This is a genomic window from Streptomyces sp. NBC_00459, from assembly GCF_036013955.1.
Classification (GTDB): Bacteria; Actinomycetota; Actinomycetes; order Streptomycetales; family Streptomycetaceae; genus Streptomyces.
The window spans coordinates 1,912,609-1,927,342 of the sequence record NZ_CP107903.1; the positions used below are offsets into that span (position 1 = coordinate 1,912,609).

Genomic DNA, 14,734 nt, shown 5'->3' on the forward strand with positions numbered 1-14,734 from the left:
ATCGTCAATACCGTCATACATCTCACCCGCATCGGTACGTCGTCCTGTGACTCAGGGGAGGGCTCAGGGTCCACGACGACCGTCGGAGCGGGACGCGGTAGGGGGGTGCCGTGCTCGGTGGACGTACGTCCCGCCGGGCCGTGCCGCGAAACCGACCACCAGGTCATGGTGTTCGGCCAGCTTTGCCAGCTCACCCGGTATGTACGAAAGCAGCCAGAGACTGATACGGAGAATCCATTCGGCATGCCGTAAGTGAGAACCCCCCTTTCGAACCGGACAAAAAACCGGGCTGCCCGGGGGCGGGCGGTCAACCGGACGAGAGGGACCAGACTCATGAGTTCCGTTCTGCGACCGGCGATACCGGGCCAGGAGCCCGCGATCGCCGACCAGCAACCGATCACGGCCGACGGGTACCGGCCGATCTCCTCCCACCTGGCGATCACGCCGCCGGTGAGCGTGGTGATCCCCGCCATGAACGAGGCGGAGAACCTGCCGTACGTCTTCAAGACCCTGCCCGACTGGATCCATGAGGTGGTCCTGGTCGACGGCAACTCCACCGACGACACCGTCGAGGTCGCCCGCGACCTGTGGCCCGGCGTCAAGGTCGTCGAACAGCAGGGCAAGGGCAAGGGGGATGCCCTGATCACCGGGTTCGAGGCCTGCACCGGCGACATCATCGTGATGGTCGACGCGGACGGGTCGGCGGACGGCAACGAGATCGTGTCGTACGTCTCCGCACTCGTCTCGGGCGCCGACTTCGCCAAGGGCTCGCGCTTCGCCAACGGCGGCGGCACCGACGACATGACGCCGATCCGCAAGCTCGGCAACTGGGCTCTGTGCACGGTCGTCAACAAGAAGTTCGGCGCCCGCTACACCGACCTCTGCTACGGCTACAACGCGTTCTGGCGGCACTGCCTCGACAAGATCGACCTCGACTGCACCGGCTTCGAGATCGAGACCCTGATCAACATCAGGGTGGTCAAGGCGGGGCTCAAGGTGCAGGAGATCCCGAGCCACGAGTACCTCCGCATCCACGGCGCGAGCAATCTGCGGGCCGTGCGCGACGGGCTGCGCGTCCTGCGGGTGATCCTGAAGGAGCGCTCCAACCGGCGTGCCCTGCGCAGCCGTTCGCACTCCCGCGCCCTCAGCACCGGCCGGGGAGAGGTGTCTTGAACGACGTGGACGTCTCGGTGGTCGTCTGCGTCTACACCGAGGACCGCTGGGAGGACATCCTCGCGGCGGTCGCCTCGGTACGGGCGCAGTCACGGCCGGCCCTGGAGACACTCCTGGTCGTCGACCACAACCAGGCTCTCCTGGAGCGGCTGGTCAAGGAGTACAAGGAGACCGACGAGGTACGGGTGCTCGCCAACGCGGGCCCGCGCGGCCTGTCGGCCGGCCGCAACACCGGGATCGCCGCCTCGCGCGGGGGGATCATCGCCTTCCTCGACGACGACGCCGTGGCCGAACGCGACTGGCTGCGCCACTTCGCCGAGGGGTACGCGGACCCCCGGGTGATGGCGGTCGGCGGCCGTACGATGCCGATCTGGGCGTCGGGGCGCCGACCGGCCTGGTTCCCCGAGGAGTTCGCCTGGGTGGTGGGCTGCACCTACAAGGGGCTGCCCGAGGGACGCGTCAGGGTCCGCAACGTGCTCGGCGGGAACGCCTCCTTCCGGCGTACGGCCTTCGACGCGGCCGGCGGTTTCGCCACCGGTATCGGACGGGACGGCGACAAGCGGCCGTTGGGCTGCGAGGAGACGGAGCTGTGCATCCGGCTCGCGCGGGCCAGGCCCGACGCGGTGCTGCTGATCGACGACCGTGCGGTGATCCACCACCGGGTGCCCGAGGTCCGCGAGCACTTCGGGTACTTCCGCACCCGCACCTACGCCGAGGGTCTCTCGAAGGCGCTGGTCGCCCGAAGTGTGGGCGCGGGCAAGGGACTTGAGTCCGAACGCCGTTACACCACCCGGGTGCTGCCCGCCGGGGTCGCGCGCGGTCTGCGCGACGCCCTGCTGGCCAGGCCGGGCGGCGCGGGCCGGGCGGGGGCGATCGTCGCCGGAGTGCTGACGGCGGCCGGCGGGTACGTCCTCGGAAGCCTGCGGACGCGCCGGGGCGGGGCCACGTTCACGGTCGTGGAGATCGAGAGCGCGGTGCGAACCGAGGGAGGAGGCCCGCGATGACCGACGCACGCGTCCCGATCCTGATGTACCACTCCGTCGCCACCGAGCCGAACGACGCGACCAGGACCCTGTCGGTGACGCCCGAGGCATTCGCCGAGCAGCTGGCGATGCTGGCCGAGCGAGGCTTCACACCGCTCAACACCGCCGACCTGTCGGCAAGTTGGCGATCCGGTCGTCCACTTCCCGCCCGTCCCCTGGTGATCACGTTCGACGACGGCTACGAGGGCGTGCACCGGCATGCGTTGCCGGTGCTCGCCAAGCACGGTTTCCCGGCCACGCTGTTCGTGTCGACGGGCTGGCTCAGGGGCCCGTACGACACCGGGGGCGGCCTCGACACCATGCTCGACTGGGACCAGGTGCGTGAACTCGCGGGCAGTGGAGTCGAGATCGGCGGCCACAGCCATACGCACCCGGAGCTGGACCAGCTCGACGACGACGTGCTGCGCTTCGAGCTGACCCGCTGCCGGGACGTCGTCGCCGAGCAACTCGACTCCGTGCCTGCGTCGTTCGCCTACCCGTACGGCTACTCCAGCCGCCGGGTGCGGGCGGCGGTGCGGGCGGCCGGGTTCGCCCAGGCGCTCGCCGTCGGCAACGGTCTGGCACGTCGGCAGCAGGGTCCGTACGCCCTGCGGCGGGTCACCGTGCGCCGCTCCACCGGTATCGAGGAGTTCGCGCGGCTGGCCGAAGGCCGGTCCGTCGCCCGCGACTTCGCCCGGGACCGTGCCCTCACCAAGGGGTACGCCATGGTCCGCAGAGCACGTCAGGTCCGCCGGAAGGCCATCCGTTCCCGTGTCTGACACGACGACCACACCCGCGACCGAGGCCGCCGGGACTCCCGGGGCCGAGACACCCGAGCAACGTCCTGGGCGGCGGCTGCGGCTGCCCGGCCTGGGCAGGGGCCAGGGGGGCGGCAGCCAGCTGTTCCGCAACGCCTACGCGCTGATGCTGAACACCGGCATCTCCGCCGTGCTCGGGCTCGGCTTCTGGCTGGCCGCCGCCCGCTACTACTCCGAGTCGGCGGTCGGCCAGAGCTCCGCCGCGATCGCCGCCATGAAGCTCCTGGCCGGTCTCACGGCGGTGACTCTGACGGGCGCGCTGGCCCGCTTCATCCCGGTCGCCGGCCGCGCCACCGGACGGTTCATCTTCCGTACGTACGCGGGCAGTTCGGTGATCGTGGCGCTGGCCGCCGGTGTCTTCCTGCTCACGCTCAACAGCTGGGGGCCGTCGTACCGGTTCCTGCACGGGCCGGTGCCCGCACTCGGGTTCGTCGGCGCCGTCGTCCTGTGGAACCTGCTCACGCTCCAGGACGGGGTGCTGACCGGGCTGCGCAACGCGCTGTGGGTGCCGGTCGGCAACACGGTGTTCTCGGCCGTCAAGCTGGGGCTGCTGGTCGCCTTCGCGGCGGCGATCCCGACGAGCGGTGTCTTCGTGTCGTGGGTCGCGGCGATCGCCGTGTCGGTGCTGCCGCTGGGCTGGCTGGTGTTCCGGCGGCTGGTGCCCCGGCACATCGAGGCGACCGCGGAACAGGCGAAGGGGAAACCGCCGACGCCGAGGGAGATCGGCCGGTTCCTGGCCGGCGACTACACGGGGTCGCTGTTCTCGCTGGCCGTGGTCTATCTGGTGCCGGTGATCGTCGCCTCGCAGGTCAGCTCCGCCGACAACGCGTACTTCTACATCACCACGACCATCGGCGGCACGGTCAACCTGCTCGCCATCAACATGGGCGCCTCCCTGACCGTCGAGGGCTCGCACGATCCGGCCCGGCTGGCCGCCAACACCCGGGCCGCCCTCAAACGCATGGCGCGGATCATGCTGCCCGTCGCCGGCGTGCTGTTCTTCGGCGCACCCTGGATCCTGGGCGTGTTCGGCTCGGGCTACGCGGACGCGGCGACCCCGCTGCTGCGCTGGTTCGCGGTCGGCGCGGTGCTGCGGGTCGTCATGGAGACGTACTTCGCGGTGCTGCGCGCCCAGAGCCGTACCAGCGGACTCGCCTGGATGCAGGGCCTGTTGTGCGTCCTGGTGCTCGGTCTGACGCTGCTGCTGCTCCCCCGGATGGGGCTGACCGGAGCGGGCGTCGCGGAGATCTCGTCCCTCGCGGTAATCGTCGCGCTCGCCGCGCCCAGGCTGTACCGGACGGTCATGGCGGCCCCGGCCGACGCCGTACCCGAGGGACCGGCACCGGACGGAGACCTGGCCGACCTGGGGACGCGCGATGTCGTGGCGGCCAACTCCCGCAGGCGCGGTCAGGGTTGGGCGCTGGACTCGGACACGCTCGCGCTCGGTGTGCACCTCGACTTCGACCACCAGGAACGCCGCCCGGACGTCCGCCCGGGGCCGGGGACTCCGCCCACGGGGACCCCGGCGCCCCGTGCGGACCACCGGCCGGCCTGGGCCGTGAAACAGGCGGGGCCGGAGGCCGTGGGGCGGCCGGCGGAGGGCGCCGCCCGGGAGGCCGTCGTCCCGGCGGGCGTGGACACGGAGCTCGCACACGCCGCACAGGCCTCTCTCGTACGGGAGTTGCGGACCCCGCACACCGCACCCGACCCACCACCGCCGCCGCTCCCCCTGCGCGTACGACTGCTGCCCACCCGCGGCGGAGTGGTCCTCGGTGGTCTCCTGATCGCCGCGCTGCTGCTCTACTGGGTGCCCGCGTCCCGCCTCGGCGAGGCCGACCTGGACCGGATGGGCGGGCTGGGGCTGATCTCCGTACTGCCGCTGCCGACGCTCATCGGGGCCGGGCTGCTGGTCCTGGTGTTCTCGTCGCTGCTGTGGAAAACCCGGGAACACCGGACGCTGCTGGCACTCACGCTGCTCGCGACCGTCGTGTCGCTGCACGCGCTGCCCGCGGTGATCGAGGCCGAACCGCGGTTCGCGACGGCCTGGCAGCACCTCGGGTTCATCGACTACATCGACCGGACCGGGACCGCCGTACCCGACCTGGACGCGCGCTGGAGCTGGCCGGGCTTCTTCGCCGGGGCCGCGTTCGTGGCGAAGGCCTGCGGGGTGGGCGACCTCACGGAGGTCATCCGCTGGTGGCCCCTGACCATGCAACTCCTCTACCTCGCACCGCTGTTGCTGCTGACGCGCTCCCTGCGGGCGAGCTGGCGGGCCAAGTGGACCGGCGTGTGGTTCTTCGTCCTGAGCGGCTGGGTGGGCCAGGACTACTTCTCCCCGCAGGGTTTCACCTACCTCCTCTATCTGGTCTTCGTGGCGATCCTGCTGGTGTGGTTCCGGGCACCGCGGGTGCTGTGGACGAAGACGCGGCCCGGCGAGGCGGAGGTCGAGCCGACGAACCGCCGCCAACAGGCCGTGCTGCTGGCCGTGTTGATCGCCCTGTTCGCGGCGACGGTCCCGGCCCACCAGCTGACGCCGTTCGTGATGCTGGGCGTGCTGGCGGTCCTGGTCCTGATCGGCAGGTCCGAGCTGCGCGGCCTGCCCATCCTGTTCGGCGTCATCGTCGCGGTCTGGGTCGGCTTCATGGCCGAGCCGTACTGGTCGGGGCACTTCGACGAACTCTTCGGCGGGATGGGCGGAGTGGGCGGCAATGTGTCGTCCAGTGTCTCCGGCCGTATCGAGGGCGGCAGTTCGGCCCACAAGCTCGTCCTCTACACCCGCGTCCTGCTGGCCGGCGGGGTGATGACCCTCGCCTGCTACGGCTGGTGGCGCCGCCGCGACCACAAGTACCGCGAACGCTCCCTGCTCGTCCTCACCTTCGTCCCGTTCCTGGGCTTCGGCATGCAGTCGTACGGCGGCGAAATGGCCCTGCGCGTCTTCATGTTCGCCCTGCCGGGCGCGGCCCTGCTCGCCGCGCTCGCACTGTTCCCGCGCACCGGGGTCACCCCGAAGGAACAGGAGCGGGACCGGATCAGCGTCGCCCCGCTGGCCGCCCTGATGGCGGGCCTGATCCTCATGGGCGGCTTCCTGGTGGCCCGTTGGGGCAACGAGTCCTTCGAGCGGACCCGTCCCGGCGAGGTCGCCGCGATGAACTACGTGTACGCCCACGACGATCCGACCGTACGGCTGCTGTGGCTGAGCAACGACCTCGTCGACAACGTGACTCCGGCACTGCCGTGGGGCGCCAGGGACATGGAGAAGGTGCACTACGAGCCGACCCTCGCACCGGCCGACCCGGTGCTGGTGTCGGGGCTGGTGAAGGCGCTCAAGGACGCGGGCCCCAACTCGTACCTGATGGTCAACCGCAGTCAGGTCGTCTACCTCCAACTGGACGTGGGCTACTCGGCGTCCTGGGAACACCGGCTGCTCCAGAATCTGGACGGCCGGGACGAGCTGAAGAAGGTGTTCGTCAACTCCGACGTCACCATGTACGCGCTGCGGCAGCAACCGGAGGGCGAGGTCGCGAAGGCCGATCCCGGCCCGATCGGCCCCCAGGTGACGTGGACGCCGTGGTCGGTGGTGGGCGGCCTGGCTGCCGTCGCCCTGATCCTGCTTCTCACGGCCCGGGAGGCCGTACGGGTCGCGGTACGACCGAGTGTGCGGCAACTCCGGTGGCTGCAGAGCAGCTTCTGGTTCTCGCTGCCCCTGCTGGCGGTGTTGCTGGCCTCGCTGGTGCAGCGGTTCCTGACGATGAAGTGAGGCGGCAGGACTACGGGGTGGGATGGCTCAGCGGCTTACCGGCTGAGCCACTTCACCTCGTACGCGCCCATCCTGAACCGCTGCCCGTCGACCTGCGCGTCGATCGGCCGGTCCAGGACGTTGACGACGAGGACGGCCTTGTCGTCGGCGAGCACACGCACGTTGGGACGGTCGTCCGGGGCCACCGGGACGGTCCGGTACTCCGTACCCGGCGGGAAGGCCGCGCCGAAGCGGGAGACCAGGTCGTACATGGGAAGTGCCTTTCCCCCGCTGCCACTTGAGGTGGGCGTCCACAGGCAGCCGGCGCACCCGCTGCCCTTCTCCTCCTCGGGGTTCCAGTAGAAGCCGGAGGAGGCACCGCCCTTGGCCATCGCGATCAGGCCGGCGGCCTGGACGGCCTCGCGTCGGGTCTCGGACCAGCCCGCCCGGTCGTCGTTGCCGTCGGCGGGCTCGACGTAGTACTCGGCCCACCACAGCGGCAGCCCGTCCGTCCGGGCGCGCACCCACTTCCCGACGGCGGTGAACTTGTCGGTCGCCGCGAACTCGTCGGGCAGGAGTTCGTCGTCCTTGGTGTAGCTGGAGCCGTCCACGACGACGAAGTCGGCGCCCGCCTTGTGCGTGTTCCAGTAGTCGAAGGCGTCGAGGACGCGCCGGTCCATCGCGCCCCAGGGCCCCTTGAAGGTCGTGGAGGCGTCCGGCTTCTGACGTGGATCGAGGCTGTCCATGACGAGATACGGACCGCCCACCATGATGTCCTTGTCGACCTTCTTCAGCGCCTTGTAGACCAGGTTGTACAGCTCGGTGTAGCCCTCGTAGTCCCAGCGTGCCTCGGTGTTGTTCCAGAAGCCCTTGAACTCGTTCCACACGATGAAGTGGCGTACGTCGGGATAGCGCTTGGCGACGGTCGCGGCGAGCTCGGCGAAGTCCTTGTAGTGCGCTCGCTCCGGAGCGGTCTCCAGCGCGGACTGGCTCCAGTCCGTGTTGTCGGAGCCGGAGCTGCCGCCCTTCATCCAGTCCGGGGCGCAGCACAGGGTGACCACCGGGGTGGCGCCGGAGGCACGCATGAAGTCGATGCGGCGGTCCATCTCCGTGAAGTCGTAACGCCCCTCGACCGGCTCGGGGTTGCCGGCGCCCCAGCCCATGATGTGCTGGTTCTGCGGCATCCCGGCGTTCTTCGAGAGCAGCCCCTCGACCCGGTCGACGGCCGATGCGTCGCCCTCGTCGGCACTGAACTGGGTGTGGGTGAAGCCCCATCCGACGTCCGGCTGCGACGACGTGGCCGAGGGCGCGCGCGGTGTGCCGTGCACCTTGTCGCCGTCGCGGGAGGTGCCCGCGGTGCTGCCACCGTTCGACGGCAGTGAGTTGAGCAGGGTCAGGACCAGGGCCAGCGCGGCGGCCCCCACACCGAGGAGAGCGGTGAGCTGCCACCGCCGAGTCCCCGAATTCCACCCATGACGTCCCATCAAGGGCAACAGTAACGGCGGGGTACGGGCGGAGGGCAGACTTCCGCAGCGCACAGCCCGGTAACAGAACATGGACGTATCGGACGGGCAGACCGAAGGCACCGCACTCGGCGACACTTGGCGCACACCGCGGAAACCGGGTGCACTCGGCGGCCGGGTGCCGGATCATGGCGGCATGCCTGCGAACCCTTACGACGCGCTGCCGATCCGGCTCAACGTCGACGACAGCGACTCCCCGTCCGACGTCGTCGACGCGCTGTTCCTCGGCCGCTTCGCGACGGGCGAGCAGCCGTACTCCCACGCGGCGAACATCGACCGCGTACGGTCCGGGGCGACCCTTCTCCCGCCGGGCGCCCGCGTCCTGCGCAGCGCTCGCGACGACGACCGCAGCGCCACCCTGGCGGAGGGCGACGGCTGGACCCTGCTGGTGTCCCGCTGGAACCGGGGCGCCGACGTCACGGTGACGGCGACCACCCCCGAACTGGCCGCGAAGGTCCTGGACCAGGCGACGGACGGCGCGACGGACGAGCCCGAACCCCAGCCGGAGAACGTGACGATGGGCTTCTGGTACGTGTCCCCGCGCCGGGGCCCGCACCGCACGACCCGCCAGATCTCGGCGGGCACGTGGGCCGAGGTCCGCGCCAACTACACCGCACCGGTGGCGGACGCGATGGACGGCCTGATGAAGACGACGCCGGAGGACATCGCGGGCCGGCTACTGCTGCTCCACGGCCCGCCCGGCACCGGCAAGACGTCCGCGCTGCGCACGCTGGCCCGTTCCTGGCGGGACTGGTGCCAGGTGGACTGCGTACTGGACCCCGAGCGTCTCTTCTCCGACGTCGGCTATCTGATGGACATCGCGATCGGCGAGGAGGACGGCACGGGCAAGGGCCGCTGGCGTCTGCTCCTGCTGGAGGACTGCGACGAGTTGATCAGGGGCGAGGCGAAGCACACGGCGGGCCAGGCGCTTTCGCGGTTGCTGAACCTGACGGACGGCCTGCTCGGCCAGGGCCGCAACGTCCTGGTGGGCGTCACCACCAACGAGGACCTGGAACGCCTCCATCCGGCCGTCGTCCGCCCCGGCCGCTGCCTGGCCCGCATCGAGGTGGGACCCCTCACCCGCCGGGAGGCGACGACCTGGCTGGGCACGGAGGAGGGAATCGCCCGCGAGGGAGCGACTCTGGCCGAGCTGTACGCACTACGCAGAGGCACGACTCCGACAACGGTCCCGGACCAGAGAGAGGGAGCGGACGCGGGCCTGTACTTGTAATCACCGGGGGCGGCTACAGGGGCGCGGGGAACTGCGCGACAAGCCCCCACCGCGCCGCAGTCAAAGAACCAACCCCTCTCACCCCTGATAGGCAGCCCGCAGGGCATCCCTGACGGCGTCAAGTGCCGCCCCCTCCCCCAACCCCAGCCGCCGAACCTGTTCCGCGTAAGCCTGCGCGGCAACCGCCGCACCCCTCTCCGCAGCCGAGCCCGCGGCAGCGATGTACGTTCCGTTGCGCCCCCGCGTCTCGATCACCCCGTCCGCCTCCAGCGCCCGATACGCCTTCGCAACCGTGTTCGCGGCAAGGCCGAGCGACTCGGCGAGCCCCCGCACGGTGGGCAATCGGTATCCCACCGGCAGCGTCCCGGCCAGGGCCTGCTCGGAGATCTGGGCGCGCACCTGCTCGTAGGGCGGCGCGCTGTCGTCGATGCGGATCTTCAGGGTCACGCTGCGATTGTCCCGTACCGGCCCGAAAATGAGAGGCACCCGCCGTATCTCCCCGCGTAACGTCCGAGCTCATGACAGTGACCGTGCGAACCCTCCGCACCGAAGATCAGGCCGGCATCGAAGCCTTCGCCCGCATCCGGCACGTAGCGCTCCCCTTCCTCCTGTTCACACCGGCGGGCGTCACGTACGACATCGCGCACGCCCATCCCGGAGCCCACTTCCAGGCGCTGATCGCCGAGGAGGACGGGGAGGTACTCGGCACCGCCCAGACCGGAGTCGTCCACGACAGCGCGGAGCCCGGCCAGGGATACGTCAACGTGTACGTGCACCCGGAGCGCATCCGGCGGGGCGCCGGCTCGCTCCTCGTCCGCACCGCCGAACAGCACCTCGCCGCCGCAGGGGTGACGAAGTCCTTCTCCTGGGTGCTGGACGCTCCCGACAACCGCGCCTTCGCCGAACGCCGCGGCTACCGCTCCAGTCGCAACGCGCACTTCCTCCGTCTGGACCTGGCGAACGGCAAGCTGCCCCCGCTCCAGGACCCCCCGCCCGGCGTCGAACTCCGCCCGGCCTCCGACTACGCCGCCGACCCGCGCCCGCTGTTCGACCTGGACGCGGAGGCGTCGTCGGACGAACCGAGCGATGTGGACTACGAGTTCACGGACTACGAGGCCTGGCTCCGCGAGACCTGGCGGCACCCCCTGCTCAGCCACGAGCTGACCACGGTCGCGGTCGTCGACGGCCGCCCCGCCGCCTTCAGCGCGGCCCGTACCGACGGCGGCACCCGCTACGGCACCGTGATGACCGGCACCGCCCGCGACTTCCGCGGCCGCGGCCTCGCGAAGCTCGCCAAGAACGACTCCCTGCACCGGGCCCGCGCCGCCGGGTACACGGAGGCGCTGACCGGCAACGACGCCGGGAACGGCCCGATGATCGCGATCAACAACTGGTTCGGATACGAGATCTGCGCGACGGAGGTGCGGTATGTCCGCGAACTCACCTGAGCCCACGCCCCCGACCACCCCCACGGTGAACGTCGTACTCGTCAAGGGCGGCCGTACGAAGATTGCTTACCCCGCCGAGCTGCTCCACGACGACGGCACCCGGCTCGCCGTACGCGCCGCCTGGGCCGGTGACGGGGTCCGCGACTTCGGCTTCGTCCGCTTCGAGCCCGGTGACGTGTTCACGGAGTACTACTGGCGGGACCGCTGGTACTCGGTGAAGGAGGTCCGGGACGCGACGGGCACGCTGAAGGGCTGGTACTGCGACATCGCCCGCCCGGCCAGACTCGTCGGCACCGAGCTGATCGTCGAGGATCTCGACCTGGACCTGTGGCGCTCCGCCGACGGGACGGACGTACGACGGCTGGACGAGGACGAGTTCGAGGAGAGCGGACTGGCGGAGCGGGATCCCGAAGCCGCGGCCGCCGCTATGACCGCCTTGGACGAGCTGGAGATCTTCGCGACCGTCGAGGGCGGCCTGGAGGCACTCCTGGCGTAGGGCCGCTCACACCGTCGCGACCACCGCGTACCGCTCGTCCTCGACCTCGCGTCCCCACAGCCGCGCATCGCCGGACAGCCGCTCCACGCGCACGTCTGCGGCAAGGGGCGCGAGCAGCCCCGTAAGGGTGTCGGCAGGTATGCCGACCGGGCTGACCGTCCCCCACACGCCCTCGACCAGCACCAGCCGCCCGCCGGCCCGGAGCAGGCCCTGCCAGTGGCGCAGCACGCGCGCGGGGTCGGGCAGCGTCCACAGGACATGCCGTACGAGCACGACGTCGAAGCGTTCCTCCCCCACCGGCGGGGCCGCCGCGTCGCCGACCAGGAACACCGCGGCGCGGCCGGCCAGCTTGCTCCGGGCGTGCTCGACCATCGCTCCGGAGGAGTCCACACCCGTGACGCGGTGTCCCTGTTCGGACGCGAGAAGCGACAGGCTGCCGGTGCCGCAGCCCAGGTCGAGGACGTCGGCCGGGCGGTCCGGCAGCCAGGATCGCAGCCGGGCCGCCCATGCCTCGCGCACGAGCGGATCGCGCAGGCCGTGGTCTGGCTCGTCGTCGAAGGTGGGCGCCTCTGCGTCCCAGTCGGTGTCGGTCATGGGGCCAAGAGTGACACCCGCCACTGACAATCGAATCGTGACGACCGCCACTGACAGACCGGCGCCGATGAGTCACCCTCCCGGAAATGGTCTATCTCCGTGAAAACGCGGAACCCGGTGGACCGAAGGAGGCAGCCATGCGCCGCGTAACCGTGCAGAAGCCCCTGAAGAAGTCCGACACCCGCCGGGTGCGGGAAGAGGCCGACGAACGCACCACCGAGCGTCCCGAGGTCCGCAAGGACATCGCACGCACCTGGTGGCCGGACGGCTGAGGTCGGCCGACTGACGTCGACCGGCCCTGGAAAACCGCCAGTCCGACGTCACGCGGTAGCGGTAGTGGAGCCACGCGCGCGTGCCCTGTGCGTGATTGCCTACCTGAGCGCAGTCCGAACCCTTCCTTAAGCCGACCATAAGGATCTCCCTCACCCGCCTTCAACAGGCGATTCAGCGGTTTCCTGGGGCTAGTTTGCTGAGCGCCCCCGATCGACCGTTGCGAGGAGATCCCGCATGCCCGTACGTCGCCGCACGGCCGCCGCGATCATCACTGTCACCCTCGCGGCCCCGCTCTCCCTGAGCGCCCTGCCCGCGTCGGCGCACGGCTCCATGGGCGACCCGGTCAGCAGGGTCGCCCAGTGCTACGCGGAGGGCCCCGAGAGCCCGGCGTCGGCCGCCTGCCGGGCGGCGGTCTCGGCAGGCGGTACGCAGGCGCTCTACGACTGGAACGGCATCCGCATCGGTGACGCGGGCGGACGGCACCAGGCGCTGATCCCGGACGGCGAGCTGTGCAGCGCGGGCAACGACGAGTTCAAGGGCCTCGACCTGGCCCGCGCCGACTGGCCGGCGACCGGCGTGCGCGGCGGCTCGTACACCTTCAGGTACCGCGTGACCGCCCCGCACAGGGGCACCTTCGAGGTGTACCTCACCAAGGCGGGCTACGACCCGGCCCAGCCCTTGTCCTGGGCCGACCTGGACCTCGAACACCCGGTCGCCAGGGCTACGGACCCGGTCGCGGCGGGGGGCTTCTACACGTTCTCCGGCACTCTGCCGCAACGTTCCGGCAGACATCTCCTCTACGCGATCTGGCAGCGCTCGGACAGCCCGGAGGCGTTCTACTCGTGCTCCGACGTGACGTTCGGCGCGAGCGCGGGAGCAGGAGCGGGAGCGGGCGGTGGGGCAGAGGAAGGCACCGGCGAAGGCACCGTCAGCGACAGCGGTGCGTCGAGCAGCGCCTCCACTCCCTCCGAGGAGCAGATCGAGGACGGTGCCGACGAGTCGAATGTCGGGCACACGGGCCATGCGGAGACGGAAGCCGGGGCCGGTGCGTCCTCCCCCGCCACACCCTCCGCCACGTCCAGCAGCGCGCCGGTCGCACAGCCCGAGGCGGCGGGCGCCGCGGTGAACCTCGCCGAGACGGGCGGAACCTCCGGCACCCCGTACCTCGTGGTGGGCGGCGCGGGCGCCCTGGCGCTGGGCGCCGCCGCACTGTTCCTCTCGGTCCGCCGACGCGCGGTGAGCGGCGCCGGACAACACGGCCGCTGACCTGTCGCCCGGTTCGCCGGGGCCCGGCCGGCGGCTCAGGCCGGCCGGGCCCCGGCGGACGTTCCCCGACCGGGGTCAGCCGACCGCCGACAGACAGGTGGTGGCTGTGGCGTGCGCCGGGTCGAGTGCGTTCGTCACCTCGTGGAACGCGATCCGGTCGAGCAGCCCGATGGCGGCGTGTTCGGAGAGGTCCAGCGGACACAGGTCCTGGATCAGGACGTTGTGCACGTCGGAGCCGCTCAGGAACTGGCTCCGGTACGGCGTGACCACCTCGTCGTACCGGGTCGCGAGCACCGTGTAGCTGACGCCCGGGACGGTGTCACCGCCCGCGTTGAGCTTGGCGAGGAAGGCGGACCCGGCCACCTGTTCGGCGAGGGCGGGGGTGGCCGTGGTGAGGAGGTCGTCGGCCCCGGGGAAGTACTTCAGCAGATTGGTGAGGCCGTTCAGGGTGGTGCCGTGGTTGCTGGGCGCGATACCGACGAAGGTGTGCACCTCGGCGGCGCCGCCGAGGAACTTGAGGTAGTAGCGGGGCATCAGGCCGCCCTGCGAGTGGCCGACGAGGTCGGTCTCGGCGGCACCGGTCGCGGCGAGCACCTTGTCGACGAAGGCGGCGAGCTGCTCGGCCGACCTGTCGATGGGGCCGAGGCCGTAGAAGAGGGGTACGCCGGGCAGTTGGCCGTAGTCGAGCGAGAAGACGCAGTAGCCACGGTTCACCAGGTACGGCGCGAGGGTGAGCCAGTTGTCCACCCCGTTGGCGAAGGTGCCGTGGACGAGGACGACGGGGCGGGGGTGGGCGGCGGACGGCTTGCAGGAGTAGTCGTTCCAGCCTCTGCTGGAGGCGGATTCGGCCTGGCTGTCGGCCTGGGTCTCGGCCTGCGCGGTGGCGACGGGCACGGCGGTGGCCGCGGCGGCCAGCAGCAGTGCGGCGAGAGGTCTGAGTGCGCGTTTCCAGGGCAGCATCGAGTGATCTCCTTGCGGCTCAAGGGAGTTACGACGGCTCTACGCCCTGTGATCCGGATCACTGGATGTTGTTCACCTGTCAAGTTACGGGCGAGTAGCGCAACGAGGGAAGTTACGCGTCGGTAAAGAATTCCCGTTGCAGCCGGAGGCCGTGATAAGGGGACCCCGACTCGGGACCCCCTCCCCTGAGGATG

Annotated in this window: 13 protein-coding genes; 9 read left to right on the forward strand and 4 right to left on the reverse strand. The window is 70.7% G+C overall.

Going from position 1 to position 14,734, the window contains the following annotated elements; genetic code table 11:
• Positions 1–333 precede the first annotated feature (333 nt).
• Genes OHN74_RS08275 through OHN74_RS08290 form a run of 4 tightly spaced genes read left to right on the forward strand, consistent with a single transcriptional unit; the run spans position 334 to position 6,770 of the window.
• Complete coding sequence (locus OHN74_RS08275) at positions 334–1,173, forward strand: glycosyltransferase family 2 protein (protein WP_327693868.1); 840 nt, start codon at positions 334–336, stop codon at positions 1,171–1,173.
• On the forward strand, positions 1,170–2,177 hold the full coding sequence (locus OHN74_RS08280) for a glycosyltransferase family 2 protein (protein ID WP_327693869.1): 1,008 nt from the start codon (positions 1,170–1,172) through the stop codon (positions 2,175–2,177). Before OHN74_RS08275 ends, OHN74_RS08280 begins: the two co-directional genes overlap by 4 nt.
• Positions 2,174–2,974 carry a polysaccharide deacetylase family protein gene (locus OHN74_RS08285; protein WP_327693870.1) on the forward strand — a complete coding sequence of 267 codons (801 nt, stop codon included), beginning with the start codon at positions 2,174–2,176 and terminating at the stop codon, positions 2,972–2,974. The genes OHN74_RS08280 and OHN74_RS08285 overlap by 4 nt, the downstream gene beginning before the upstream one ends.
• The gene (locus OHN74_RS08290; protein ID WP_327693871.1) at positions 2,967–6,770 is read left to right on the forward strand and encodes a lipopolysaccharide biosynthesis protein; all 3,804 of its coding nucleotides are present in this window, start codon (positions 2,967–2,969) and stop codon (positions 6,768–6,770) included. The genes OHN74_RS08285 and OHN74_RS08290 overlap by 8 nt, the downstream gene beginning before the upstream one ends.
• A 35-nt stretch (positions 6,771–6,805) precedes the next feature.
• On the opposite strand, the gene OHN74_RS08295 is transcribed toward OHN74_RS08290, so the two are convergent.
• Positions 6,806–8,233: a GH39 family glycosyl hydrolase gene (locus OHN74_RS08295; RefSeq protein ID WP_327693872.1), complete on the reverse strand. Its 1,428-nt coding sequence runs from the start codon at positions 8,231–8,233 to the stop codon at positions 6,806–6,808.
• A gap of 175 nt (positions 8,234–8,408) precedes the next feature.
• Between OHN74_RS08295 and OHN74_RS08300 the strand changes: the two genes are divergently transcribed.
• Entirely contained in the window at positions 8,409–9,503 is a 1,095-nt protein-coding gene (locus tag OHN74_RS08300) for a DUF5925 domain-containing protein (RefSeq protein ID WP_327693873.1), read from the forward strand.
• Between the two features lie 78 nt (positions 9,504–9,581).
• Here the strand turns inward: OHN74_RS08300 and OHN74_RS08305 are convergent, their stop codons facing one another.
• The gene (locus OHN74_RS08305; protein ID WP_327693874.1) at positions 9,582–9,950 is read right to left on the reverse strand and encodes a GntR family transcriptional regulator; all 369 of its coding nucleotides are present in this window, start codon (positions 9,948–9,950) and stop codon (positions 9,582–9,584) included.
• A 71-nt stretch (positions 9,951–10,021) separates the two neighbouring features.
• Here OHN74_RS08305 and OHN74_RS08310 point away from each other — a divergent pair, with 71 nt between their 5' ends.
• Both OHN74_RS08310 and OHN74_RS08315 read left to right on the forward strand, forming a co-directional pair.
• Entirely contained in the window at positions 10,022–10,951 is a 930-nt protein-coding gene (locus OHN74_RS08310) for a GNAT family N-acetyltransferase (protein ID WP_327693875.1), read from the forward strand.
• On the forward strand, positions 10,932–11,447 hold the full coding sequence (locus OHN74_RS08315) for a DUF402 domain-containing protein (RefSeq protein WP_327693876.1): 516 nt from the start codon (positions 10,932–10,934) through the stop codon (positions 11,445–11,447). The genes OHN74_RS08310 and OHN74_RS08315 overlap by 20 nt, the downstream gene beginning before the upstream one ends.
• Before the next feature lie 6 nt (positions 11,448–11,453).
• On the opposite strand, the gene OHN74_RS08320 is transcribed toward OHN74_RS08315, so the two are convergent.
• The gene (locus tag OHN74_RS08320; protein ID WP_327693877.1) at positions 11,454–12,041 is read right to left on the reverse strand and encodes a class I SAM-dependent methyltransferase; all 588 of its coding nucleotides are present in this window, start codon (positions 12,039–12,041) and stop codon (positions 11,454–11,456) included.
• A gap of 137 nt (positions 12,042–12,178) precedes the next feature.
• Here OHN74_RS08320 and OHN74_RS08325 point away from each other — a divergent pair, with 137 nt between their 5' ends.
• Positions 12,179–12,313: a hypothetical protein gene (locus tag OHN74_RS08325; protein WP_327693878.1), complete on the forward strand. Its 135-nt coding sequence runs from the start codon at positions 12,179–12,181 to the stop codon at positions 12,311–12,313.
• 235 nt (positions 12,314–12,548) lie between these two features.
• A complete protein-coding gene (locus OHN74_RS08330; protein ID WP_327693879.1) occupies positions 12,549–13,580 on the forward strand; it encodes a lytic polysaccharide monooxygenase auxiliary activity family 9 protein in 1,032 nt (343 codons plus the stop codon).
• A 75-nt stretch (positions 13,581–13,655) separates the two neighbouring features.
• Here OHN74_RS08330 and OHN74_RS08335 read toward each other — a convergent pair whose 3' ends face one another.
• On the reverse strand, positions 13,656–14,540 hold the full coding sequence (locus OHN74_RS08335) for an esterase/lipase family protein (RefSeq protein WP_327693880.1): 885 nt from the start codon (positions 14,538–14,540) through the stop codon (positions 13,656–13,658).
• Positions 14,541–14,734: the final 194 nt, after the last annotated feature.